The 23,318-nt window shown below is 46.5% G+C and carries 24 protein-coding genes; 8 read left to right on the top strand and 16 right to left on the bottom strand.

Annotated elements, in window-relative coordinates; genetic code table 11:
• Positions 1–5 precede the first annotated feature (5 nt).
• The 4 genes from KCTCHS21_RS02070 to KCTCHS21_RS02055 form a co-directional block, all read right to left on the bottom strand.
• Complete coding sequence (locus KCTCHS21_RS02070) at positions 6–1,139, bottom strand: response regulator (RefSeq protein ID WP_162309248.1); 1,134 nt, start codon at positions 1,137–1,139, stop codon at positions 6–8.
• The gene (locus KCTCHS21_RS02065; protein ID WP_232058043.1) at positions 1,120–4,269 is read right to left on the bottom strand and encodes a hybrid sensor histidine kinase/response regulator; all 3,150 of its coding nucleotides are present in this window, start codon (positions 4,267–4,269) and stop codon (positions 1,120–1,122) included. Before KCTCHS21_RS02065 ends, KCTCHS21_RS02070 begins: the two co-directional genes overlap by 20 nt.
• Before the next feature lie 212 nt (positions 4,270–4,481).
• On the bottom strand, positions 4,482–5,060 hold the full coding sequence (lepB, locus tag KCTCHS21_RS02060; RefSeq protein WP_408621752.1) for a signal peptidase I: 579 nt from the start codon (positions 5,058–5,060) through the stop codon (positions 4,482–4,484).
• 68 nt (positions 5,061–5,128) lie between these two features.
• Complete coding sequence (locus tag KCTCHS21_RS02055) at positions 5,129–5,650, bottom strand: hypothetical protein (RefSeq protein WP_130616305.1); 522 nt, start codon at positions 5,648–5,650, stop codon at positions 5,129–5,131.
• Between the two features lie 96 nt (positions 5,651–5,746).
• Here KCTCHS21_RS02055 and KCTCHS21_RS02050 point away from each other — a divergent pair, with 96 nt between their 5' ends.
• Positions 5,747–6,337, top strand: coding sequence for a TetR/AcrR family transcriptional regulator (locus KCTCHS21_RS02050; RefSeq protein WP_130604897.1), 591 nt, complete (start codon positions 5,747–5,749; stop codon positions 6,335–6,337).
• Between the two features lie 35 nt (positions 6,338–6,372).
• Here the strand turns inward: KCTCHS21_RS02050 and KCTCHS21_RS02045 are convergent, their stop codons facing one another.
• Positions 6,373–6,579: a hypothetical protein gene (locus tag KCTCHS21_RS02045; protein WP_130604896.1), complete on the bottom strand. Its 207-nt coding sequence runs from the start codon at positions 6,577–6,579 to the stop codon at positions 6,373–6,375.
• A gap of 38 nt (positions 6,580–6,617) precedes the next feature.
• Between KCTCHS21_RS02045 and KCTCHS21_RS02040 the strand changes: the two genes are divergently transcribed.
• The 3 genes from KCTCHS21_RS02040 to KCTCHS21_RS02030 all read left to right on the top strand — a co-directional run bounded on the left by KCTCHS21_RS02040 (position 6,618) and on the right by KCTCHS21_RS02030 (position 10,183).
• Positions 6,618–8,258: an AraC family transcriptional regulator gene (locus tag KCTCHS21_RS02040; protein ID WP_130604895.1), complete on the top strand. Its 1,641-nt coding sequence runs from the start codon at positions 6,618–6,620 to the stop codon at positions 8,256–8,258.
• A 126-nt stretch (positions 8,259–8,384) separates the two neighbouring features.
• Complete coding sequence (locus KCTCHS21_RS02035) at positions 8,385–9,380, top strand: ABC transporter substrate-binding protein (RefSeq protein WP_130604894.1); 996 nt, start codon at positions 8,385–8,387, stop codon at positions 9,378–9,380.
• A gap of 14 nt (positions 9,381–9,394) precedes the next feature.
• Positions 9,395–10,183: a (2Fe-2S)-binding protein gene (locus tag KCTCHS21_RS02030; RefSeq protein WP_130604893.1), complete on the top strand. Its 789-nt coding sequence runs from the start codon at positions 9,395–9,397 to the stop codon at positions 10,181–10,183.
• 9 nt (positions 10,184–10,192) lie between these two features.
• On the opposite strand, the gene KCTCHS21_RS02025 is transcribed toward KCTCHS21_RS02030, so the two are convergent.
• Complete coding sequence (locus tag KCTCHS21_RS02025; RefSeq protein ID WP_130604892.1) at positions 10,193–10,666, bottom strand: VOC family protein; 474 nt, start codon at positions 10,664–10,666, stop codon at positions 10,193–10,195.
• A gap of 207 nt (positions 10,667–10,873) precedes the next feature.
• Here KCTCHS21_RS02025 and KCTCHS21_RS02020 point away from each other — a divergent pair, with 207 nt between their 5' ends.
• The 3 genes from KCTCHS21_RS02020 to KCTCHS21_RS02010 are packed head-to-tail and all read left to right on the top strand — an operon-like array spanning position 10,874 to position 12,835.
• The gene (locus KCTCHS21_RS02020; protein WP_130604891.1) at positions 10,874–11,227 is read left to right on the top strand and encodes a DoxX family protein; all 354 of its coding nucleotides are present in this window, start codon (positions 10,874–10,876) and stop codon (positions 11,225–11,227) included.
• 15 nt (positions 11,228–11,242) lie between these two features.
• The gene (locus KCTCHS21_RS02015; protein ID WP_130604890.1) at positions 11,243–11,728 is read left to right on the top strand and encodes a MarR family winged helix-turn-helix transcriptional regulator; all 486 of its coding nucleotides are present in this window, start codon (positions 11,243–11,245) and stop codon (positions 11,726–11,728) included.
• 42 nt (positions 11,729–11,770) lie between these two features.
• Complete coding sequence (locus tag KCTCHS21_RS02010; protein ID WP_130604889.1) at positions 11,771–12,835, top strand: LLM class flavin-dependent oxidoreductase; 1,065 nt, start codon at positions 11,771–11,773, stop codon at positions 12,833–12,835.
• 1 nt (position 12,836) lies between these two features.
• On the opposite strand, the gene KCTCHS21_RS02005 is transcribed toward KCTCHS21_RS02010, so the two are convergent.
• The 3 genes from KCTCHS21_RS02005 to KCTCHS21_RS02000 are packed head-to-tail and all read right to left on the bottom strand — an operon-like array spanning position 12,837 to position 14,574.
• The gene (locus tag KCTCHS21_RS02005) at positions 12,837–13,691 is read right to left on the bottom strand and encodes a S66 family peptidase (RefSeq protein ID WP_331872293.1); all 855 of its coding nucleotides are present in this window, start codon (positions 13,689–13,691) and stop codon (positions 12,837–12,839) included.
• 14 nt (positions 13,692–13,705) lie between these two features.
• A complete protein-coding gene (locus KCTCHS21_RS32020; protein WP_331871704.1) occupies positions 13,706–13,846 on the bottom strand; it encodes a hypothetical protein in 141 nt (46 codons plus the stop codon).
• Positions 13,847–13,851: 5 nt separating this feature from the next.
• Positions 13,852–14,574: an SDR family NAD(P)-dependent oxidoreductase gene (locus KCTCHS21_RS02000; RefSeq protein WP_130604888.1), complete on the bottom strand. Its 723-nt coding sequence runs from the start codon at positions 14,572–14,574 to the stop codon at positions 13,852–13,854.
• A 213-nt stretch (positions 14,575–14,787) separates the two neighbouring features.
• On the opposite strand from KCTCHS21_RS02000, the gene KCTCHS21_RS01995 reads away from it, so the two are divergent.
• Positions 14,788–15,243: a GNAT family N-acetyltransferase gene (locus KCTCHS21_RS01995; protein WP_232058042.1), complete on the top strand. Its 456-nt coding sequence runs from the start codon at positions 14,788–14,790 to the stop codon at positions 15,241–15,243.
• A gap of 269 nt (positions 15,244–15,512) precedes the next feature.
• On the opposite strand, the gene KCTCHS21_RS01990 is transcribed toward KCTCHS21_RS01995, so the two are convergent.
• From KCTCHS21_RS01990 to KCTCHS21_RS01960, 7 genes are all read right to left on the bottom strand, one after another.
• Entirely contained in the window at positions 15,513–16,598 is a 1,086-nt protein-coding gene (locus KCTCHS21_RS01990) for an SIS domain-containing protein (RefSeq protein WP_130604886.1), read from the bottom strand.
• 131 nt (positions 16,599–16,729) lie between these two features.
• Positions 16,730–19,129 carry a glycoside hydrolase family 9 protein gene (locus KCTCHS21_RS01985; protein ID WP_170211417.1) on the bottom strand — a complete coding sequence of 800 codons (2,400 nt, stop codon included), beginning with the start codon at positions 19,127–19,129 and terminating at the stop codon, positions 16,730–16,732.
• A 22-nt stretch (positions 19,130–19,151) separates the two neighbouring features.
• Entirely contained in the window at positions 19,152–20,108 is a 957-nt protein-coding gene (locus KCTCHS21_RS01980; RefSeq protein WP_130604884.1) for an ROK family protein, read from the bottom strand.
• A gap of 73 nt (positions 20,109–20,181) precedes the next feature.
• Complete coding sequence (locus tag KCTCHS21_RS01975) at positions 20,182–20,592, bottom strand: VOC family protein (RefSeq protein ID WP_130604883.1); 411 nt, start codon at positions 20,590–20,592, stop codon at positions 20,182–20,184.
• 54 nt (positions 20,593–20,646) lie between these two features.
• The gene (locus tag KCTCHS21_RS01970) at positions 20,647–21,732 is read right to left on the bottom strand and encodes a zinc-dependent alcohol dehydrogenase (protein WP_130604882.1); all 1,086 of its coding nucleotides are present in this window, start codon (positions 21,730–21,732) and stop codon (positions 20,647–20,649) included.
• 10 nt (positions 21,733–21,742) lie between these two features.
• The gene (locus KCTCHS21_RS01965; RefSeq protein WP_162309247.1) at positions 21,743–22,543 is read right to left on the bottom strand and encodes a sugar phosphate isomerase/epimerase family protein; all 801 of its coding nucleotides are present in this window, start codon (positions 22,541–22,543) and stop codon (positions 21,743–21,745) included.
• Between the two features lie 40 nt (positions 22,544–22,583).
• Positions 22,584–23,225, bottom strand: a complete 642-nt coding sequence (locus KCTCHS21_RS01960) for a ThuA domain-containing protein (protein ID WP_157993917.1) — start codon at positions 23,223–23,225, stop codon at positions 22,584–22,586.
• Between the last annotated feature and the right edge of the window lie 93 nt (positions 23,226–23,318).

Genomic DNA, 23,318 nt, shown 5'->3' with positions numbered 1-23,318 from the left:
GCAGCTTACAGGCCATATTCCCGTACAGCTTGCACAAGAAGCTGGATTTGAGGCTCCGGCTCTGAATTCAGCTCATCACGCAGAAGCTTGGCGAATTGATCATAATAAGTAAGTAGCGCATCATAATCGTTTAACTGGTCGTATATGTTGAGAATTAGCAGGCAAATTTCATCTGAATAGGGATCTTGTTCATGAATAGCAACGAGCCGCTTAAGCGCTTCATGCTGGCGGCCCGTCGCTGCCTCGTATTTCGCTACATTCTGCATAAGAAGTACATACTTAGATCTCAGTGCTTCCCTTCGCGGCCTTGCCCACTCGTAATCATGCTCTTGCAAATAATCTCCGACATATAGAGCAAGCGTAGCTAAAGCAGCCTCTCTATCAGCCTCAGATTCTACCTGAGCAGATGCTGTGCCTCGTTCAAATAACTCTCTATCCACCAACAAGCCATTACTTGTCAGACGATAGCTATCTAAGGCATATTCGACGACAGCCCCAATGTTCCAATCTTTAATAAGCTTGCGGATTTGATACACGGATGTATGCAGCAGCACTGTCGTTTTCTCATAGATTCCCCCAGGCCACAAGGTGTCGAGCAGCCGCTCCTTGGATACCCACTGATCTTGATATTCGAGGAGATAGGCGAATAGCTCCTGAGCCTTTAATGTTCGCAGCTGCTTAAGCGCTATACTTGGTTTGCCCTCGCTCTGGAACTCCAATCGCCTGAAGCTGGACAGCATTGGCTGGGCGACTGGCGATACGTGCTCAACCTTCCTTCGACTTAGATCGTCTATAATCCGGGCTACAGTTTTCTTAAATCTCTCGGGATGAACGGGCTTCAGCAAGTAATCCAGCGCATGCAGATCAAAGGCTTCGATAGCATAGTTAGAATAAGCAGTAATATACACAATTCGGATTTCCGGGTTAATCCCCCGAATATGCTCCGCTGCTTCTAGACCATTCATGCCCGGCATCTCGATGTCTAGAAATACAATTTCTGCCCGCTCCTTCTCCAGATGCATAATTCCTTCTCTGGCAGATGTGAACTTGCCCGCAACTACAAGACGACCATCCCTCTCGATTAACCATTCGATTTGTGCCAACGCTGGTTTCTCGTCGTCAATTACTATCGCTTTCACTATGCTCACTCCCCATCGTTGAAGGACCTATAGGCTTAGAGACGCTCTTGGGAACTTGGAAGCTAATTGCCGCGCCCTGCTTCTCCCCATTGTTAATCTTTAGCCCACTTCCATAAAGATTAATAAGCCTTCTATGAATATTGCTCAACCCAACTCGACCCGTGCCTTGCTCAGACACGACCTCAGATAACCGCTTACTCGTGAAGCCAACGCCGTCGTCCTCCACTTTAATAACGGTGTGATCCCCCGTCTCTTCAATGATCAGTCTAACTGTTCCGCCTTCCTCTTTCTTCATTACACCGTGATTTACTGCATTTTCGATGATGGGTTGAATGGTCAAAGGCGGTATAAGCACCTTCAGATCACATTTTACATCAAATTCAATTTTTAACCGCTCCTCGAACCGTGCCTGCTCTAGTGTTAAGTACGATTTAACTAATTCCAGCTCTTTTTCAAGCGTCGTCAGCTTGTCCCGGTTATGGAAATCAAAGCTACTCCGTAGAAATTGGCTTAATTCAATGAGCAAATCCATCGCTTTATAAGGATTAACGGGACAGACTGCAATAATGGTATTTAACGCGTTATATAGAAAATGTGGCTTAATCTGCGCTTGTAAAAAGGCCATCTCCGATTGAACAGCAACCTTTACTGATCGACGTAGCTCTAGTAGCGTTCTTACACGCGCTCTCATCTCTCCCGCATCTACCGGCTTGCTTATATAATCGTTTACGCCTGCCTCAAACCCGATTCGAATATCCTCAGGCCTACTCTTCGCTGTTAAGAGGAGCACCGGAAGCTCAGAAAGCATGAATCGCTCCCGAATCTTTCGACAGAGCTCAATTCCTGACATATTCGGCATCATCCAATCCGTAATGACCAAATCATAGCTCAGTCCTCGAGTCATAACCTCCTCTAGCGCATCAGTAGCACTGCTTATCGGAATAACCTCGCACTGCTCGATGGATAACAAGTGAATGAGAACCTGCAAGCTCACTGGATCATCATCAACGACCAGTATCCGAAACTCCTTAGGCAAAGGTACGGAATGTGGGCGGGGTTCCAAGGTAAAGCCTAAATCTGATGTAGCTGCTGTAGCCGCCGTTTCCTGTAAGGTTGTTGCGTAGACAGAGGACTTCGCTTCTTCGGCTATAGGTATCGTAAAAGAAAAGGTTGTTCCTTTGCCTAGCTCCGACTCGGCCCAAAGCCGTCCCCCGCTTAGCTCAATTAACTGCCTCGTAATGCGCAAGCCGAGCCCTGAGCCCTTGAAGGAACGGTTTTGTAGTTTCCGGTGACCAGGTGGAAAAATCATGGAGAGAAGCTCTTTAGAAATCCCTGTTCCTGTATCTGTAACTTCAATTGTTACATAACCGTTCTCTGTTCTTGCAGAGACGATAATCTCCCCAAAGCTTGTCGCTTTAGCCGCGTTACCTAGCAAATTATAAAGGATTTGGCGTAATCGATCCTCATCCGTATTCAGTAAAGGTAATGTGGCAGGTATTCGTTGTATTAACCGTACCTCCTTCTCTGTTATCATATGCCCCATGACCTCAACAACCGCATGAACAACAGGCTGAAGATGAACCGCACGCTTATCCAACTTTAATGCACCGCCACGCAGCTCAGCGAACTCCAGGATGTCGTTAATAATCAAAGACAATTGCTTGCCTGTTGTTACGATCATAGACAGATGCTCGGCCTGCTTCTCGTTCGCAAGCGAGCCTGTTGCCCCCTCCAGCATGGACTGAGCGATATTGATCATCCCATGCAGCGGGGTTCTTAGCTCGTGGGACGTATCAGCCATGAACTCATCCTTCAATCCATCAAGTGTGAGAAGCTTTTCCGACAACTTCTCGACTTCCCGAGCTGATTTCGTGAATCGTTTGGCTAACAGAACAGCTTGAGCGAAGAAGAAAATAATCATCTCGTAAGTAATGACATATAACCCTGGCCAAATACCAGACACATAAAGCAAATAGATAACGATGATTACGAAGATACTCTGAGCGCTCAATAGCCAATAGAAATCAACTTTATCCCATTGATTTCTTCCCTTAAGCATGAGATACAAGCAGAAGCCAACCAGAATAAAACCATTGAATAGAATAAGAAATTCCCAACGTGATATAAATGTCGTAGGCATAACAATAAAGAGGGTAAGTATTGCCGTCGTGCTTATTATAGCAATTCGAGTTGCAAGCTTACTGGTAGCTCCTGGATTGGATTCAGCTATCGAACGCAAGAGAAAGTAATACACTAGTGTTGAAGAGATGGGCTGAATCTTAAGCACAATCCAATAGGGGATTCCTGGCTGGATGAGAACAATCAGCTTCTCTCCCTGCGAGATCATAAAGACTAGACTGGCGAAGCAGAACAAGCCAAGATAGAGCAGTCCCTTCTCCTGCCTCCTAAATCCAAATAACATAAGACCGAATATACCTGAGATTAATAACCCAGCAATAGGCAGTGCATCCTTCAGAATCGCAAGCTCCTGGGTATGTATGATATTTGCTTGATCACCGAAGGCAATCGAGTAGATGATCCCTCCGGTCACGTAGCTATAATTGGCAACTTGTACGATCAGTTCAACGCTGTCTCCCTTAACAGGAGCAACGCCAACATAGGGTACATTGTTCTGCACGCCTTCGGATGGACGGGCGGAAGGCATCCCACTCGCTCCGATTTCCTGACCGTTCATGTATATCTTGTTAGACATTCTTATATTTGAAGTTTTAATGCCGTAAATTCCTTCTGAATTCTGAGGAAGCTTAATAAGCAACCTGTAAGTCCCGTAGCCTATTCCGTTGGATTTGCCACCAGGGTGCAAATAGCTGTTCCATTTACCAGGAATGTTGACGATTTGCCCGTCAGCCAGATGGGATGGAGAGCTGCTCTCCTCGTCTCTTACAGAAAAATCATCAGGCGTTAACAGCTGGTTCGAGTAGAACTCCCACTCACCGTCTAATTTTACGGTTCCGGATGTAGGGAAATCCCAATCCCTCAAATCGATAATGCCACCCTTAGCTAGTACTTTATCCTTCGTCCCAGATTCCACAAAAATAATGATGACAGTAGATACGAGGAACAGTGTTAACAAAATGAAACTGATAACAAGCTTTCGTTTATTCATCATCCGACTCCTCGGTAGGTATAATCGTACGTTGCCTTTGTATCTTCATAGAAATTATAGAGCTTGTCCGCTCAGAACGATATAGAAAAGAAGCCTATTGAGAGTCATTGTCTCAACAGGCTATCCACTACGAAGCGAAAAAGCGCAGGCTATCTCACTCCAGTATATTTTGAATTTCTGAACCCATTCTGAATCGTAAGCAACGGTTCGCTGTCCTATAGAACCTTTTTGCCAATAACATGGTTTAACGGAATAAATCCAATTATCCTGCTATCCTCACTATGATTGCGATTATCGCCCATTACGAACACATGATTGTCCGGCACGACCCATTGCTCATCAGAAGTATAGCTCATAGTTTCTTGAATATAAGGTTCATTTAATAGCTCACCATTACGATAAACCTTACTATTCTTAAATTCCAGTACATCACCAGGCTTGCCTATGACCCTTTTAATATAAAAGGTACGCTCATCTTTATTGGAGAACAGCTGGAATACTGGGTTGTCCATTACATCGTCCATGAAAGTACGATTACGATTAACGCGGCTATCAATAATGACGATATCGCCATATTCAGGTAAATAGGAGAAGGTATGAGACAGCTTAGAAATAAACACTCTTTGATTGTCTTGTAAGGTCGGGTCCATGGAGTGCCCATCTACTTTATAGGGCTGAATGATAAAAATGCCAATGATAAGGGACAGAACAAAGGCTATCACTATTGAACTTATCCATCCGCGAACCTTTTTTAATATAACCATATGCACACGTCCCTTACGTTTTTCAAACATTTTATCATAACCAAACTATGAAAGCACACAAGGAACCCCAACTTACGCTACTCCATGTTTACTGCGACCTATTTCTGTCTCCGAGGCCACAATGTGAAGCTAAAGCTATACAGAAAGTCTAAACCCAGTAGCATTGACCATATGCGAGTCAATTGAAGAAGTCCTTCTGTGCGACCATCTTCATCTACAAACCATATCATTCCATATAGAATGGCGCACCCTATAGCCCACGATAGTAAGTGCCTTAGCCAGCCCAGTCTTTCGTTACGAGCATGTTCCCTTCCATACTTGGCCTTTTTTTGCGGCGGCGGACCTCCGGCAAATCGGTTGGCAAATCTAACGTCTGCCCACTTAATCATAGAATGGCCATAGCCGATGGATGCTCCAATGTACACCGCAGCAAGACCATGGGTGATACTTGCATCCGCCCCATTTCTCAAATCGATTACGGTGACCACTAAGAGAATCAGATCTATAATCGGTGTACAGAGCAGGAGGGCTGCCCCCACGGTTTTTAGCCTTAAGATGTAGCGGCACACCAATCCTGCCAATACGAATACCCAGAATGCGATTTCGCAGCCTATAATCATAACGGTCAAGCTATTTACCCCTTTTTAAAACGACTGTATTAATTAGGGTTATTATAGCACGATTGTATTAAAACGCAATCATGCTATAATAATGCCATGCCAAAAATCGTGAACCATAACCAACGGAAAGAAAAAATAGCAGAAGCCACCTGGCGCGTAATACGCCGGGATGGACTGGATGGCGTATCCGTGCGTCAGGTGGCTGATGAGATGGGGATTTCTCTGGGATCTCTTCGATATTACTTTCATACACAAGAAGAGCTTCTTGCTTACTCCATGAGGCTTGTATCACTACGGGTGAATGAGCGGATAGCACGCCTGCCATTCAACGGGGAGCCTCGTCACGATATCGAAATGATTATCGCCGAGCTCTCACCGCTTGACGAGGAACGTCTAGCCGAAGCCGAGGTATGGCTAGCTTTTGCGGGGAAGGCTGTCTCCAATGCGACCATTCGTGCATTAAGCCGTGAGGTTCATGAGGAGCTCTATGCTGGGTTTCGCAGAATGATTGATCTTCTGGTGTCCATGAAGCTGACGAAGGAAGGCATTAATGCAGAATACGAGGCCAAAAGGCTTCATGCGCTTACAGATGGCCTAATCTTACACTACACCACTTTCCCCGAAAGCAGGAGTAAGGAAGAGTTCATGCAAGCCGTATCCTATCATTTGGACCATATTATGAAATAACTCTTCACTAGCCCACTTATTTCCATTGCCAATTATTATTTAGGAGTTTCTCGAGTCTGCCTTCCTACCCAATTATCACGATTCATCCGTTTAACGCTATTTAATGGACTATTGTTAATTGTTGGACTCGCGCTCCTTTCCGTTGAAACAGTTGGAGGAGCCTGCACAAAGCTTTTGCCACTTTTCGTTGCCCCGCCCCCACCGTTATGCTTGCCTTTATTCCATACACTCTTTTTGCTCATCTCTACACTTCATTTCTTTAAAGGATGGTGAGTTATTCTTGCATAATCCGGAAAAGGACAGTAAAACTACGGAATATATTTCACTCGAGAGCATGTGCTTTAAGCTTCGGGAAATTGAACATATTAATAATACTGTAACTGAATGGGGATTACGGCTTCAGTTTATTGAATCACATATTCTTATTATAGCAGGAAGCGGTCAAGGTTGGTTAACTGTTGACGGGCGCTTTATTGAGCTGAGACAAGGTAGTGCGTATATTTGTACCCCCGGTCAGCTTATCGAAACCTCGGCGCACTCGTTTGATGAGCGTGGGCTGTATTATTTGCGATTCGACGTCATTGAAGATACAGGATTATCAGTAGATGATAGGCCGATTGTTAAGCGAGACAGCCAGTTCCCGGTTAAAGATGAGGTTATCGTTTCATCTCCAGTATCCGTTAACGCTCTGTGCGAAACGATATGCCATAACCTACAAAACGAGGATCGTTTAGAACGATTTCGTAGTCAAATTCTCTTTCACGAATTACTACATACGATCTTGCATGATGCCCTTCTGGTGCAAGGAAATGATTCTGAAAGAGCCCTCGAATATGTGAAAGCTTATATCGAGCAGCATTACCAAGAAGAACTGACGATAGAGCATCTTGCCAAGGTAGCTGGGCTAAGCTCCCGTCATTTTATGCGATTATTTAAGAAGAGGTTTGCCTACAGTGCCATAGACTATTTGACAGCCTATCGCATTGAGCAAGCCCAACAGCTTATGAGAACGGGTGGAGAGCATCGTCTGCGAGATATTGCACGACATGTTGGCTATCATGATGATATTTATTTCCGACGCAAATTCAAACAGGTATCAGGTATACCTCCCGCTGCCTTCATGAAATACAGTCGAAAAAAAGTCGTTGCATACCATCCCTCCAACATTGGACAACTCATTGCTCTTCAGGTCACTCCCTGCGCCGCACCCGCTGATCATCCATGGACTGGCTATTACCAGAGGAAGTATCACACGAATTCGGTATTAGCTCTCAGTTCAAATGATTCAATAAAAAGGGAAGAGCTTAGGCTTGCACATCCCGATTTCATTGTAGGTATTGACTGCCTTGTTTCTGCCGAGGAACAGGCCGCGCTCAGAGAAATTGCACCTACGTTCTTAGTGCCTTGGCTGGAAAATGATTGGCGCGTGCATTTACGATCAATTTCACAGTTTCTGGACCAAACAGCCGCAGCGGAAATCTGGATAGACAAATATGAACGTAAGGCCCGTTTCGTAAGAGAGCAAGTGAGATACACCATCAAGGATGACAGCCTCCTTATCCTAAGAATTAGTGGAGATCGGTATCACGTTCTAGGCAACAGAAGCTTAGGGACGGTATTTTACGATGATCTACAAGTAGTGCCCACGCAAGGTGTCGACCTTATGAAAACTGATCAGCAAATAACGCCTGTTCAACTGACGGCTCTTGATGCGGATCGACTATTGCTCATCGTGGATCAAGATGCCCTGTCACAATCACACTGGCACACACTGATGCATTCTGAGCTATGGCGCGATCTGAAAGCATTCAGGAATAGACGGGTTGACTTTCTTCCCTCGTATCCTTGGATAGAATATACAGCTTTCACCCATGATCTAATGTTAAACGAAGCACTGAAGCTATGGCGGGATCGTACATAAAATAATGTCGTGATCGTCAATATTCTGAAAAGCAAAATTCAACTATACTCCTGTTATGTGATAATGAGAATCATTTTTAATAAGGGATTATCATACATAATTAGATATTCAGGAGGACTTCAGAGAATGAACCGAAACACACATTTAATTGTAGGAATAGCTATCGCATTATTACTGATAATTAGCTCTGCCTGTTCATCTGCTAACAAAGAGCCTAATAACACCAGCGCGGCATCTGGAGATTCCAGTAAACCCAGTGAAGGTGCATCCGATAAGCAGCGTGTTATACAAACCTTGAAGGGTGACATCAGCATACCAACTGACCCTCAAAGGATCATTGGACTTTCTGTTGTATATCCAGAGTTTTTGTATGCACTGGGCGTGGTCCCAGTTGCGGTGCAAAACTATCATGAAGAGTTTCCTGCCTATATTAAAGAAGCGATGAAGGATACGTTAAAGATGGGGATTGCCAAAACGCCTAATTTCGAATTGATTCTAGCCTCAACTCCAGACTTGATTATCGCTCCCACTTGGTGGGCCGATAAGGATTATGATCAGCTTTCCAAAATCGCCCCTACTGTGCTTTTACCGCAACGAGATGATTGGCGTGATGAATTGCGGGATATTGCTGAGGTTCTCGGTAAGCAAGATAAGGCAGAGCAGGTCATTCAAGATTTGAAACGCAAAGAAGCTGAAGCTAAAGAAAAGCTTCATACCCTTGTTGGGGATGAGACAGTCATGTACATGATGATTATGGAGAAGGATCTGATTATTTACGGTGAAAATATTGATCGCGGTAGCTTCATCCATAAGACGTTAGGTCTGAAGCCGGTTAAAGACTTTCCACAAAGTGAACTCAGCGTTGCGATTTCTCTGGAAAAAATACCTGAATATAATCCAGACCATATCATTCTACAGCTCAACAATGAAGACAACGCAGAAGTTAAGAATAGATATAAGGAATTGATGGATAGCTCGCTATGGAAGAACATGACAGCCGTTAAGAACAATCAGGTGCACATCATGGGCGGCAATGAATGGTTTAATCTAGGTATGTCTCCATTAGCAGACATTAACGCAATAGACGATGTCGTTCATACCTTTGAAAATAATAAAAAATAATGGGAGGATTTGCAGTGGGTGCGATTGATTTTCAGCAGCTGGAAGAGAGCTTTTTTCTGACTTTATATGAGCCTGAGAACATCGTGCTCACCATGCAAGCATCCGAACTATTAAACATAGAAAATATGGTGCGCCTAATTGACACGTACGCCCCACTTATTACAGCAAGCGAACGGTCTACAGGTGCAGCCTTTTTCTGTACTTGGTTTGCAGGAGTGTGCAGTGCCCTACAGCAGATGTTGTACCACAGCGATGGGCCGATTTTAGATTTATCATTATCGAATTTATCCGTACAGCTATATGCCGGTACACATTACCCCCTATTTTCGTTTAAAATCATCGAAACACGGTATATCGACACACCAGACACGGACCGTCACACTTGGTGCAAAGCCTTGCTAAGCTCCTTTTACAAGGAACAAGTAACACCTTTAATGCTCATCTTATCCCAGGCAGCCCAAATGAGAGTCATTCCACTATGGGGACAGCTCGTCTATGCTCTATATGACCAAAGGGAAAACGAGCTGGCAACAGCTTCAGATAATGCATACAAAGAAAATATCATTTCTCAATTTAACATTCTTTCTCATGACGTTGATGCTAGTGCGTTCGGGCTCCGCAAAAACCCATTCGATATTAAACTAAAATTCATTGACGACCCGGTCAACCCGGATCAAAAGCTGTTAGTAAAAACGGCCTGTTGCCTTGCTTATCGCTTGGGTGCACGATCCGACTACTGTTATACTTGCCCACGGTTAAAGGAAAAGGATAGGGAGTCTATGCGGGTAAGCTGTGGCAGCTGAAATATGATTTTATTGAGCAGTATGGAATAAATGAGCCTTTACCTTGTCCGCTTCTTCAGGCGTTCGATGTACATTAACGACTTCATTAACATCAAACTTATTGCCATCAAGGTCGTAAAATACAAAGTTAATACCACAGCTTCCTCTATCCTCGAGATCTTCTATTTTCACTCCATTAGACTGCAAACGATCGTATACCAGCTCTATTTCTCTTACCTCGAACGTAAATCTGAACATTGGATAACCTGCCTTATTAGGAAATGGGTTATCGATCTCCCCTTCGGTTTCCACCAAATGCAGCCATTGCCCGTCGGCAAGCTTTAGTATCGCTTGAGATTCCGCCGGGTTGTAAGGCACCGCATATTTCAGCCCAAAATTCTGTTGCCACCACTCTACCGATTGTAAAGGTTTCTTTACCGGTACATATACCGAACAAATACATTTCAAAGTGTTGCTCGGCAGAATATGTGAATCTTCTGACATCTGGATCATCCCTCCTACTAACGTTCCCAGTTTATTACTATTATGACTCTTTTAATTCTGTAATGAATGGCACTTTTCCTTTTTAGTGAAATATCTAAGGAGGATGGTTTTTATGTTGACAAAGAGAAATCATAATAGTATATTTCATATTGTTAGATTAAATAATTTTAGGATAAATAATAATAGTTTAAAAGGAGTGGTAATTAGATGCATATTTTATCAGTCATACTACAGAGTTTTTTAGGAATTGGGTTTTTGATATTTGGTCTTAGTAAATTCGGCAGTAAACAGATGGTAGATGAATTTAAGAGATATAAGTTGTCACCCTCGACGAGAATCTTTACGGGATTGGTCGAAGTCATTTCGGCCGCTATTATTATTATTGGAATTTGGATTGATCCCTATGCTGCAATAGGCGGAATATTAATGGCAGTTACGATGTTTTTTGCGGTTCTTGTTCATTTGATTCTTGTCAAAGATCCAGCAGCCAAAGCATTGATGCCTTGCATTCTGTTGGTCCTTGCACTGGCTGTAATAAGCTTGAACTGGAACACACTATAAGAAGGTGGTAGTAGAATGACTGAACGTGATGCTGAGGGTAACGCTCTTGATTTAAGACTTTTACGCGTATTTAGGAACATGGCGAATGCTCTCTACGGGAGCTTAGAACGCGATATTGAGAGCTATGGCCTTGACAGAGAAACCTTCCAAATTCTCGAGTTTCTATACAATAAAGGTCCGCATCCGATCCAGAAAATAAGCGAAACCTTTGCGATTCCAAGCGGGAGCATCACTTATGTGGTAGATAAGCTGGAGAAGAAGGGGTTCGTAGAACGACTTCCAATACCGGGAGATCGACGCAAAACGAATGTAGCACTAATGGGGGAAGGACGAAGCTACTTCGATAATATCTTCCCAAAGCATGTTCAGTTAATCTCTGACAATATGTCCTTTGCGACAGATGAGGAGAAGCTCGAACTTATTCATGTGCTGAAGAAAATTGGTTATGGCATCAAGAACCGTGAAGGCATTGCTACAAAGGATGAGTCGAATTCTTTCTAAGAGAAGGATTTACTTCAATTTTACATTTAGGGGGGATATAAAATGGAAATAGGTGTAGACACGTTTGTTGAAACGACTCCGGATGTTCATACGGGTGAAACTATAAGTCATTCGCAGCGATTGCGTGAGGTTGTGGAAGAAATCGTCCTCGCCGATCAGGTCGGGTTGGATATATTTGGCGTCGGAGAGCATCATCGTAAGGAATTTGCGGATTCGGCAACTGCCGTTGTGCTAGCAGCCGCGGCATCCAGGACAAAAAATATACGCTTAACCAGTTCGGTTACAGTGCTCTCCGCTGCGGATCCCGTACGATTGTTCCAGCAATTTGCCACACTCGATGGAATTTCAAATGGACGTGCTGAAATTATTGCGGGTCGTGGCTCTATGGTCGATGCGTTTCCCTTGTTTGGATACGATTTAAAAGATTATGAAGAGCTATTCGAGGAGAAATTAGAACTATTACTAAAATTAAGGGATTCGGAGAAAGTCACTTGGAAAGGAGGGCATCGACCAGCCTTTACGAATCTTGGTGTGTATCCGCGTCCGGTCCAGAACCCTTTACCGATTTGGATTGGCAGTGGTGGGAACGCGGAATCAGTCATAAGAGCGGGGACACTTGGACTGCCTCTTGTTTTAGCCATTATAGGCGGGAGTCCGTTACAATTTGCTCCGCTAGTTCCACTCTATAAAAAAGCTGCTGCTCGAGCAGGACATGATGTATCGAAATTAAAAATAGCCGTACACTCACTGGGTTTCGTGGCGGAGAGTACGTCGCTTGCGGTGGACAAGTATTTCCCACCCACGCAGGCATCGTTTAATTATTTTGGTAAGGAGCGCGGTTGGGGACAATATACCCGTTCAAGCTTTGATGCCTCACGCAGTTTAGAAGGCGCACTTTACGTAGGCGATTCCGAAACGGTGGCCAATAAAATTATTTTCATGCGCAAACATTTAGGCTTCTCCCGATTTTTTCTGCATTTACCTGTTGGCACGATGCCGCATGACGATGTTATGAAAGCCATCGAACTATTGGGAACGGAAGTCGCCCCGCGAGTTCGGGAAGAGGTCGAAAAAATGGAAGCCGAAGAAGAAAAAATTAAGAATTAGGTCAAGATAGAATCAGAGAAACTTCCCCTTTTCCGTCAGAACATTTCACCTCAGCCAAGCAGCCATTAATCACTGTTATCTGGGGTGGAACATGACCGATATCCACGTTATAAATAACTGGAATATGGAGAGGGGCAAATATGCTCGTTAAAGCATCAATCAATTCAAAATTTTTACTATGCGAGTAACCTGCTGCTCTTCCAATAAGAACACCATTCGTGTGATGAAACCAGCCGGATTCTTTCATTTGCCATAAGTGCCTGTAAATATCCGCAGCATTCATCTCACAGCTTTCTAAATACCAAATTAGTCCACTGCTCTGGCAGTATGTTGTTGTAAACTGCTCTACTGGAGCGAATTTGGTCCCTATTAGTATAGAGATCGTATCTAGGCAACCACCAATTAGCCTACCACTATAACGCTCGCTAGCCTTATCACCAAGTATCTCCCATCTAGTTTCCCTATCGAGTGGGTTTCCCCACGAAGAACAATGTAGCAAGGAAGAGGTTTGTCTCACATGCTTGTTGTGCTCGGTGCTAAGTACATCTAGCCATCGGGCGGTCGTATTGTCTATTTGCTCCGCACCCAAATCAACATAATTGGGGCCATGCGCAGTAGCGTGTCCTGTTAATAAAGTATATGCAAATGTAAAAGTGCTGATATCAGAATATCCAAGAATCCACTTCGGGGTTTGATTCCTTAATAAGTCCCAGTTGACCAAGGGAAGGATATCCATTAAAAACTCCCCTCCCCATGGAGGAATTATCGCCTTTATACTGTCGTTCGTTAGAAAGCTTTCTAATTCCCGTACTCTTGCCTCTTTATCGGCACTAACACATTTATCATTGGTCCAAATGAATTGGCCTTCGACTATAGTAAAGCCAAGGTCCTCAAATTGGCCTTTGATTTCTCTAATAAATGATGCAGCTCATTCTCAACACCACTGGATGGTGCAGTAATAGCAATGCTATCGCCTCTCCGAAGCGGTTCAGGATAAATTATTTTCCCCAAGCTACTCACCCCTTCCTTTCCGTAGCATCCGATGAAGCTAAGACTCTTCTAACGATCTTTCTCGCAGCATCTTCCGCAGACTTTAGAGACCCCGTCACTTTAGCCTCCCTAAAAAAAGCTGCCATGGGTAGGAGCTCTTCGTTGCGGGCCAAAGCCTGCATATCGGTATCAACCATACCTGGATCCACAGTATAGATCGTTAATAATTTATGGCTCTCAAGCTGTACGCAGGATGTGAACATATCTAATGCAGCTTTGGAAGCACAATACACACTCATGCCAGCTGCTGCATGCTTTGCTGAGCCTGAAGAGATATTTACTATAGCTCTATGAATATTCAACTGATTCGTCTGCTGTATGAATGATTGGGACACCACGATTGGAGCTAACAAGTTTATTTGTACATTTCTTACTGTTTCTTCAGTTGTGCAGCAATCCGCAGGACCTAATGGGGTTACTTGAGCGGCGTTATTAATCAATGTAATTGAATCTAACTCCGTATTAGACACTAGTTTAAGTACCTCTTGAATTAAATCTGGGATGCCTTCAGTGTATTGTAGATCATATTTTATAGAATGTATTTTACAGTCGTTGTGGGTAGCTAGCTCTAAAAGAAACTCATTATTGTTCCTAGCTATAGAAAAGATAAGATGATTGCGCCTTATAAGCTGCTTACAAATCTCAAATCCCAATCCACGAGACGCACCTGTTACAATAAAGGCTTTCATAAAACCCTCCTTTACAGCTTGAAAAAAATGGATGATTATTCAATAATATTACATGGGGGAGAGTTCTTCGTACACACAATATTTATATTCCCTACAACGACTGAAGGAGTGATGATGTTTGAATACAAACAAAAACACAAAAGAGCCTATGAGAGGTCGTTATTCGTAAACAAAAACATCTCTCATTAGGTAATGGGAGGCAAACAGAAAATAATGTCTATCGCACATGGATTAGTTGAGCTCCGTTCAATCGATCAAAATAATTGGTATGCCTGCACCCTACTGGAAGTGACGGACGAGCAGAAAGAAGTTTTTCCTATACCAGTAGTCTATTGGCTTGCAGAGTCAGCGTATTGCGGGTTTACTCCTCTAGCTATTTACGCTGGCGAACAATTAGTGGGATTTGCGGTTTACGCCATCGATCCGGACGATGAGAGCCACTGGATTATGGCCTACATGATCGATCATAAGTTCCAGCATAGAGGATTGGGATGGGCTGGCATGGAGGAGCTTGTACGTACTATTAAAGAGAAGTACGACTGCGACAAAATCGTACTTGGGCATCGGCCTGAGAACGAGCGAGCATCCCGCTTGTACGACTCTCTGGGCTTTGAAGAAGTAAGCCAGAACGAACGTGAAGTTATACGTGAGTTAAAATTTAATAAATGATGACCAGCATTCTTGGTATCATAAATTCGATTCTCTTGCCGCCATCGCTTTTGGCGGCTTTTTGCATCTATTTTTTCGACATTTTTTCTATCAGTATGTACCAATTCAATCAATGTGGTTTATGTTGATACGATCATTTTAAGAGTAGATTAATAGATGCAAAAAAGAGACTGCGTAAAGCTCACAGTCTCTTCCGACTATTAAAAATGAAGTTTTAAAAACATTCTATCTACTCATTGCTCAGCTGCGCACGCCCGGCTATTCCGCTCTTATGCGTAGTCTCCCGGCTGTGTCTTGCTCTTCATAGCTACCCCGAAGTCGGTATAAATCCGCTGGGTCAAATCGATTCCTCTTGCTCCCGAAATATGATGAGCCAAAATCTGGAACGGTATAATCATAATGAACGGAGCCATGAACTCGTCCAGCTTCACCTCCAGACCAATCGTACGGTCATTCTCCGCTTTACCTAACGTGACGGTATAGGTGTAGTTCGTAATCCGGCTCTCGTACGCAATCAACAGCTCCATCCGCTCCTTGATCGGACTTTCTGTTTCAACGAAGAAAATACGGTGCTCCGGATTGACCTCAAGATACGGTCCATGCATGAAGGCCTCCAGATCGATCCCCTGCGACGGCATGCGAACCGTTTCTGTAAATTTTGTTTCAAATTCCTTCACCGTTCCGACGGTAGGGCCGTAACCAACAGCGGAAAATCTAGGCGCACTCGCCAAATCCTCCTTGTGCTGCTCGAAGAACACCTCTGTTTTGGCGATCGTTTGCGGTATAGCGGCTACCGCAGCGCGGAATTTATCGAGATGGTCCTGCTCCTCCTGTTCCGTCAGCGTTTTTTTCGCTACTGCTGTCTTAAGGCCGGCGAGCATCAGCGTCAATACTGTTGCGATAAACCCCTTGGTCACGTAACCGACTCTTTCCTTGCCACAGCCGATGTCAAGCGTCACATCAGCCGCTTCGGAAATAGCCGTCGTCACATCGCTCGTGAAAGCGACCGTTTTGAGACCTGTTTCCTTGCGAATCCGCTTCAGGGCGCCGATCGTCGAAGTGCTCTGGCCGCTTTGCGAAATGCCGATGACCAGATCGCAATGCGGACTGATTTTATCGTAATGCGTGAAATTGAACGGTTCTCTGACGTCAATCCGCACATCCGCCACTTTCTCGATATAATATTTGGCGCTTAGCGCAGCATTGATACTTGAACCGGTCGCCAAAATAAGCCATTCCGTCTTATTGTCCGCCGCCAGCTCCGCGAAGGCATCCACATTGCCCGGGTAGCTGCCGAGAATGCCTTCCGTTACCGCCTGCTCTTCTTGAATATAGGTCATCATTGTCGGTTTCATCGATTCTTCCTCCTATACATGGCTTATGCCGCCAGACTTCACCTTGCTTTTCATGGCAGCCTACCTACTCCTACCGACATTATGAACCGGCAGATCACGCTGCCGGTTCATAATGTCGCAATATTGGTTGCTCAAGTCTCGCTCTGCTTGTCGTACGCGTACAAGTCGGAGAGCAGAGACAGCCATTTGCCTGCAAGACCGACCCACACTTCCTTGTAGGTGGCATTGTTCATTTGCGGCCAGTAGGGCACGTCCTCGTTCTCGAAGGTTTGCACGCCTACCGGAATTTCACCTACAATTTCGCCGCTAAGCACACTATACTGCTGGGCGAAGTTATAGCCTTCGCCGTACATCAGCGATTGCCCGAACGGATTTTTGCCTACTACCCATTGCAGCTGGCTCTCGGCAATCGAGATCAGCTCCTGATCGTCAAGCAGCATGCCTGCCAGGGATGCTGCCTTGCCTGTAGAAAGTGCGATCGCCGTGTTGCCCTTGAACGAGAACCAGACCGGGAACCGCTTCAAGTAATAGTCATCGTTCAGACGGACACCCTGCCTCAATTGCTCCGTATATAACGCTTTCGCTTCCTCTCCGACCAACAAATGCTGGAGATTGAAGCTTTCGCCGTCCTCATTCTCATCCACATGGTAGATGCCACTTGAAATCATGGGATACGGTGCCGTAAAGGCGGTCAGAAACTTGACATATTCCCCGTAGCTCCGGACGGATTCCATCCAAGCGTCGCGCTTGGCATGCTCGCGCTGCGTCTTGAGAATTTCGTCGAATGCCTGCAAATACATATGCTCTCTGGCCTGATGGTTGAAGTGCTGAACGACCTTCTTCTCCGGCGTCCGGTAGAAGAAACCGGCTACGGTGTTGCCATCATCGGTTAAAATGCCGCTAAGCTCTTGCGAATCGATCACATAGTCTAAATATTGGACCGCCTTGCTTGCATAGGAAGCCTCGCCCGTCAGCCGGTATTGGAGCGATGCCGACCATGAAGCCGTCGCCATGAACAAGCTTTCCGAGCTCATATAGGTGTGCTCCCAGAAGATCGGCTTGGGCGCAAAGCCTCTGAGCTCGAATTGCTCGACCGCATATTGGAAATCCTGGATCGCGCAGAGCGTTAATTTATCCTTCAGCATATCCCCGTCCTCCGTGAACAAGGCGATCTGCGCCTCTATGCCGGAGAGGATAAAGTTTTCATACGGATTGTTGTGCACGCGGGCTGTCATATCGTCCATATTGCCCATAATGCCGTCCGACCAAATTCGGATACCAGCGCTTGTGGCACGATAGCCGTCGCCGAATCGGGTCTTCAGAATGAAGTCCACGCCCCATTCCCCCTCTTCGACAAGACGAAGGTACAGCGGATAGTTGCTCTCCTTCACCTGATGGGCAATCTCGTAGAGGGCGCTTGCCACCTCCGCCGTCTGCACCAGTTGCTGGGATACATCGCCCGCATCATGCCATCCGCCATTGAAAATGATCGTTCCGCCGTTATGCCGAGCGAGAATATCCTCATGGCAACTGCCGTGAATGCCGTGCACCGGACATCCGCAGCGCTCGCAATAGATAAAGTTAATCGATTTCCAGATGGAATCTTCCCATCGGTCGGCCGCGTCGCCAATCTCGAACGGTTTGGTCAGCAGCTCGCCCACCCGGACGATATACTTCCCTTTCTCCTTAAACACAGAAAAGTCCACGACGGAGAAGCTGCCGATGGAAGTGCTCACGCGATTAACGGGACCGGCAAACTTCTCCTCTCCCGTCTCAAGCTCAATAACGGCGAAAGACGATGTCTGCTGCTCCGCCAAAATCATCGTTTTAGGCTGCGCTACGCTATAGCCGTTATGGGAAAAAATAATATCCTTGCTTCTTGGCTGCCATCCCTTCGAAATGTTCGGGTAGGCTACCTTCTCCAGAGAGACGTTACGAATGAGATATTTCATCGTATCGCCGCTTGCACGGTCTTTGCCGTACATATCGTAGCCAAACTCAAGCTCGGTAATCCCGTCCCTCGGCAAGTCCGGGATTTCCATCGAGCATACATTCCACTGGCGGTCTTTCAAATTAATGACATTGGAGCCTTCACGGTGATAAATATCGGGAATTTTGATCGTACCGTCATTTTTAACGGCTACCTTAATATGCGGGTTCGACATCCCGCTGCAATCCGGGTAAATCTCGAAGGAAATCCGGTTGAATTTCTCCCAATTCTCTTGCTCGAACGTCCGATAGATGCCTACATGCCCATAAGTGCTGTAATCTCCGTCGCTAGACGAACCCTCCGGCCATACATCCATAACAAACGGAGAGGTCAGTTGCAACTGACCTCCTTCCAGCACGCTTGACGCTCCGAGTCCGCGATGCATCCACCGATCGCCGCCCGTGACCCCATCGAGAATGACGACTCGATCCAATACTTCCTTCTTCAAGCTGTCCGCTTCCAAGGACGCGCTCTCGTCCACCTTCAACGGTCTGTGAATCAGATTGGACCGTTCAAGTTCACGTGCTATTTTCGTTGCCATAATTTCGTTATCCCTCCCCCTTTTAAGCTTCCAGCTTGGACATCGTTCGTATAGCCAGCCTTGAAGCGCCCTTCAATCCGATATAAGCCTCGTCGATCGCCGTCTTCTTCACGCCGTTAATAACGAAACGCATCGTCTTCGCCTGCAGCCGTGACTGCAGCTTATCCATAAACCAGCTCCCGCTAACAACGCCGCCGCCAAGTACGACAGTGTCTGGATCGGAGAAGCGGACCATATTCATAATCGTTTCCGCTACAGCCTGCAGCGCAGTATCCACAACCTCTGTGCAGAGCGGATCGCCGTGATCGTAGCCAGCAAAAATTTCTTCGACGCCTACGCGGCCTTCATTCGGGATGACAATGGCCGAATCGGGATAGGACGGCTTCAGTGCAACGATCCGATTGTGCATCCCGAGCCCGGAAGCCAACGGCTCCACACAGCCCTTCCTTCCGCATAGGCATTGAACATCGCTGTCATAATCTACTACGTGATGCCCAACCTCGCCCGCATTGAAATGTCCGCCGATAATCGGCTCGCCGTTTACTACGCAGCGGGCGGCAATCCCCGTACCGATATTCATATAAATAAAATTGTCCGAGTAGGTGCCGCAGCCCCATTTCTGCTCCGCGAGCGTTGCACAGTAGACATCATTGCCGATTGTGCACGGCATCTCGAACAGCTCGCTAATCTTCTGGGCGAGCTCGATCGGCTGACTTCTGGAAGGATCAATTTCGAGCCAGATGCCCTCTCTCGTATTGACCCGTCCTACTACACCGATACCGATAGCCGCCGCTTCACGCCGCAGTCCCACATGTTTGATATAATCTCTGAGGCCTGCAGCTAACGTCTCGAATGCTTGTTCTTGCGATATTACTGTCGATTCATAAATCTTGCTTCCGAGCACCTCGCCGTCCAGCGAAACCTCCCCAATCAAGATTTTCGTTCCTCCCAAATCAACAGCCAGTACAGACTTCTCCATCGTGGTTCCTCCTGATAGCACTTGCTTTTTTGGCGTAGGAACTGAAGACAAATCATGGTGCGAAGGCCTGTTATTAATTGTCATCCTGAATGAACTCAACGAGCTCACCGCCCGGCGCACGAACATAGGAGAAGCTCAAGCTGACGATTTCGCCCGAGCGGGCCGGAATATTACTATGGCGCGGAACGCCAAGAGGCGTTGCTCCCGCCGCTACGGCCCGACGCACCGATTCCTCGATATCCATCGTTCGAACTGCCAGATGCTCCCACATTCCATCGACAAATTCCCTCTTCGTCTCGTAGATTTCCAGGAAATCGCCCTCGCCAAGATCCACCAGCACCGCATGATCCTCGGCCCCATCCTTGCCCCATTCCACAACAAAGCGAGCGCCAAGACCTTCCATGTAAAACTTGACTGTACTTTCGATATCCCGTGTCTTTAGGCAAACATGATGGATACCCTGCTTTTTAGTTGTCGTATACATCGTCTCACTCGCTTCCTGGAATTGTGATGAGCTAGCTGTCGGCGGCAAGCCGTATTAAACCGAGCTCCAATCAAAAATAACGCAGGGTTTCGTCAATGTGCTGTCAGCAATTCCCGCATACACTTCTCCACATGCGCTTGGTGTATAGATATCATAAATGTTCTCTACCTGGAGCAGCCCGTCGCGAATCCATTCCATAGCCTTCCTGATGCTCCCATGATTGCTGTTAGGATGGAACTCAGAAGAATGTCTAGGAATGGACCATTCCCAGCCGGAATTTACCTGTACATATCCATAGAAAATGCTGCGCAGCAAATCATGTGCGAACTTGTCCGTCGAACGGAACCAAGGCACGCCGACCAGATACAGTTCCCCGCCCTTGCGCAGATTGGCAAGCAAGGAATATACCGCCTCTTCCCTGCCGGAGCAATCTATCGCCAATCCAGCCGTTCCTTTCAGTCCCGGCACTTCATCTGGTGAGGTATATACATGGCGCAATCCGCAAGAGCGGGCTGTTGCTCTGCGGCCCTCGTTCGGATCAAAGGCATAGACCTCATAACCGCAATGCTGCATCACTTGCGCGCACATGAGGCCCACGATACCAAGCCCCATTACCATAACCGATTCTGTCGGGCGGATTCGGGAATGAATCATGGAGGTCATCGAGACTGCCGGGAATCGGCCAATGACGGCATGCTCCGGCTTCATTCCCGCCGGGACAGGAATATAATCATTGAATTTGACCCGGCTGTATGCCTGATGCGGGGACAACGCAAGAACACGTTCGCCCACTTTCACATTTGTAACCTCTTCCCCCACCTCAAGCACCTCGAGAATAGCGGCATAGCCAGTCTCTACCGGATACTTCATTCCCCCGGAAAAGTCCATATATGCGCCCATCTCCGAGCCATTCGAAATGAGAGATACGATCGTTCGCCCTATAATTTCATCCGCTGCAAGCGGCGATGGCTCCCAATCGCACTGCACAAGCGATGCTTGCTGCTTGCCTGTGAATCTTATCCCCTGATTTATCTGTATCACAGTAACATCTCCCACTGGTTTAGTAACAAAGCCGATGCATGGGCAGCAGAAAATCCGCTTGGCTTTCATGCGCAGCTCATCAGCTTCTGCATGTCGCATCTGTGCTCTGCTAATCTTCTCTATCTACAGCCGGCTTAAGCCGCCCGAGCTGCTCCAGCATCCCGGAATAACACCGTTCCGCACCATGAAACTGGGGATACTCCGTCTCCGATTCATGCTCTACAATCAGCCATTCGGTTCCTGAGCGGCTGCATGCCTCAAGAATCGCCGACCAATCATTGTCATCTGTAGCACTGCCGATGAATGTCTCGTGGCCAAAATTACGGGAGAAGGGCTTGCAATGCACAAGCTGTACTCTTCCCGGGTGATCTGCAATAACTTGGGCCGGATCAGCTTCCGCTTCAATGCAATTGCCTGTATCCAGCTCCAGTATGATGCCGGAATGGGTATGTTCGCTAAGAAGCGACCACGGCGTCGACTCGCCAAAATGCGTATTAAATTCATGCGCATGGGTATGGTAGCCGATGCGGAAATTCCGTTCTTCCGCCAGCCTCGCAAGTTCATTGATGCGGACTGCATATTGCACCCACACCTCCGCGCAATCCTCGCTCTGCTTATGTCCGATCTGCCAAGGCCCGCCCAAGGCCGGGATAATAATATTGGTCGTTCCGGCGCGGGTGTGGTAGTCCAGCGTTGCGTCAATCGTATCTGCCTGCAGCAATTTCCATTCCGTATGCCAGCCGCAGTTGACGAGTCCGATTTCCTCCAGCAGATTTTTAATTTTCTCCGGCTCATGAACGAACGGGCCGTAGAATTCCACCCCTTCATAGCCGATTACCTTGACTCTGCGCAGCGTCGACTCCAGGTCGCGCTGAAACTCCTTGTATACCGAATACAATCCTAATGCCACTGATATCGAACCCACTGACACATCGCTCCCTCGTTATGTTCTAGCTCTGGCGAGCAGCCCAGTCCACACCGTTCTTCATGAGCTGAATCATTTGAGGATGGCCCAGCGCCTCCGGATTATGTCCAGGAGTCAGCGCCACGATTTTACCTGCCCCAACCTGATGTGCCCATCCCCCTACTGCCGTCACATGCTGAGAAGTGCTGAACAGAATCACATCGGTTTTCGTCGTATCCACTTGACAGTAGTAATGCTCGTCGACCGCAGTGAACGGCTCGATGCCCTCGATAATCGGATGCTTGAAGCTGGTTACCGGGTTATTCGTCACCTCTACGTGATGGGGAGAATGCTCAATGAATCGGCCGGAGTTTAGTTCCGTATAGAACGGGCTGTCGGACTCGATGAGAACAAGTCCAGCATGAATGAACATCATACCCATGCCGTTCCTCACCTTTTGGACAATCTGCCGCTGCTCTTCCAGGGTCATATTGGTTTCCCCTTCAGGACGCCCGTTAGTAAAGAACAAAGTCAGATCTACCACTGCCTCGGTCTCGATCAAATCTTTCGCCCGGTCAGTGAGGATAACCTCCCACCGCTCCGCGTCGAACACCTTTTCCATAACCGGATCTATGACTTCCTTCGGATGGTTGATATCATCGCGAATAATATACACTACATTCTTCATAGTACCTGCACTCCTCACCGTTACGATGTTATAAGCTTCCACGCCGGCATACATAATCAGGATGTCGTTGGTATTCTAATCCCGTCCCTTCCC

The sequence above is a fragment of the Cohnella abietis genome, from assembly GCF_004295585.1.
In the GTDB taxonomy this organism is placed as follows: domain Bacteria; phylum Bacillota; class Bacilli; order Paenibacillales; family Paenibacillaceae; genus Cohnella; species Cohnella abietis.
The sequence above is the reverse complement of the archived record's forward strand: the minus strand, read 5'-3'. Positions and strand labels throughout refer to the sequence as shown.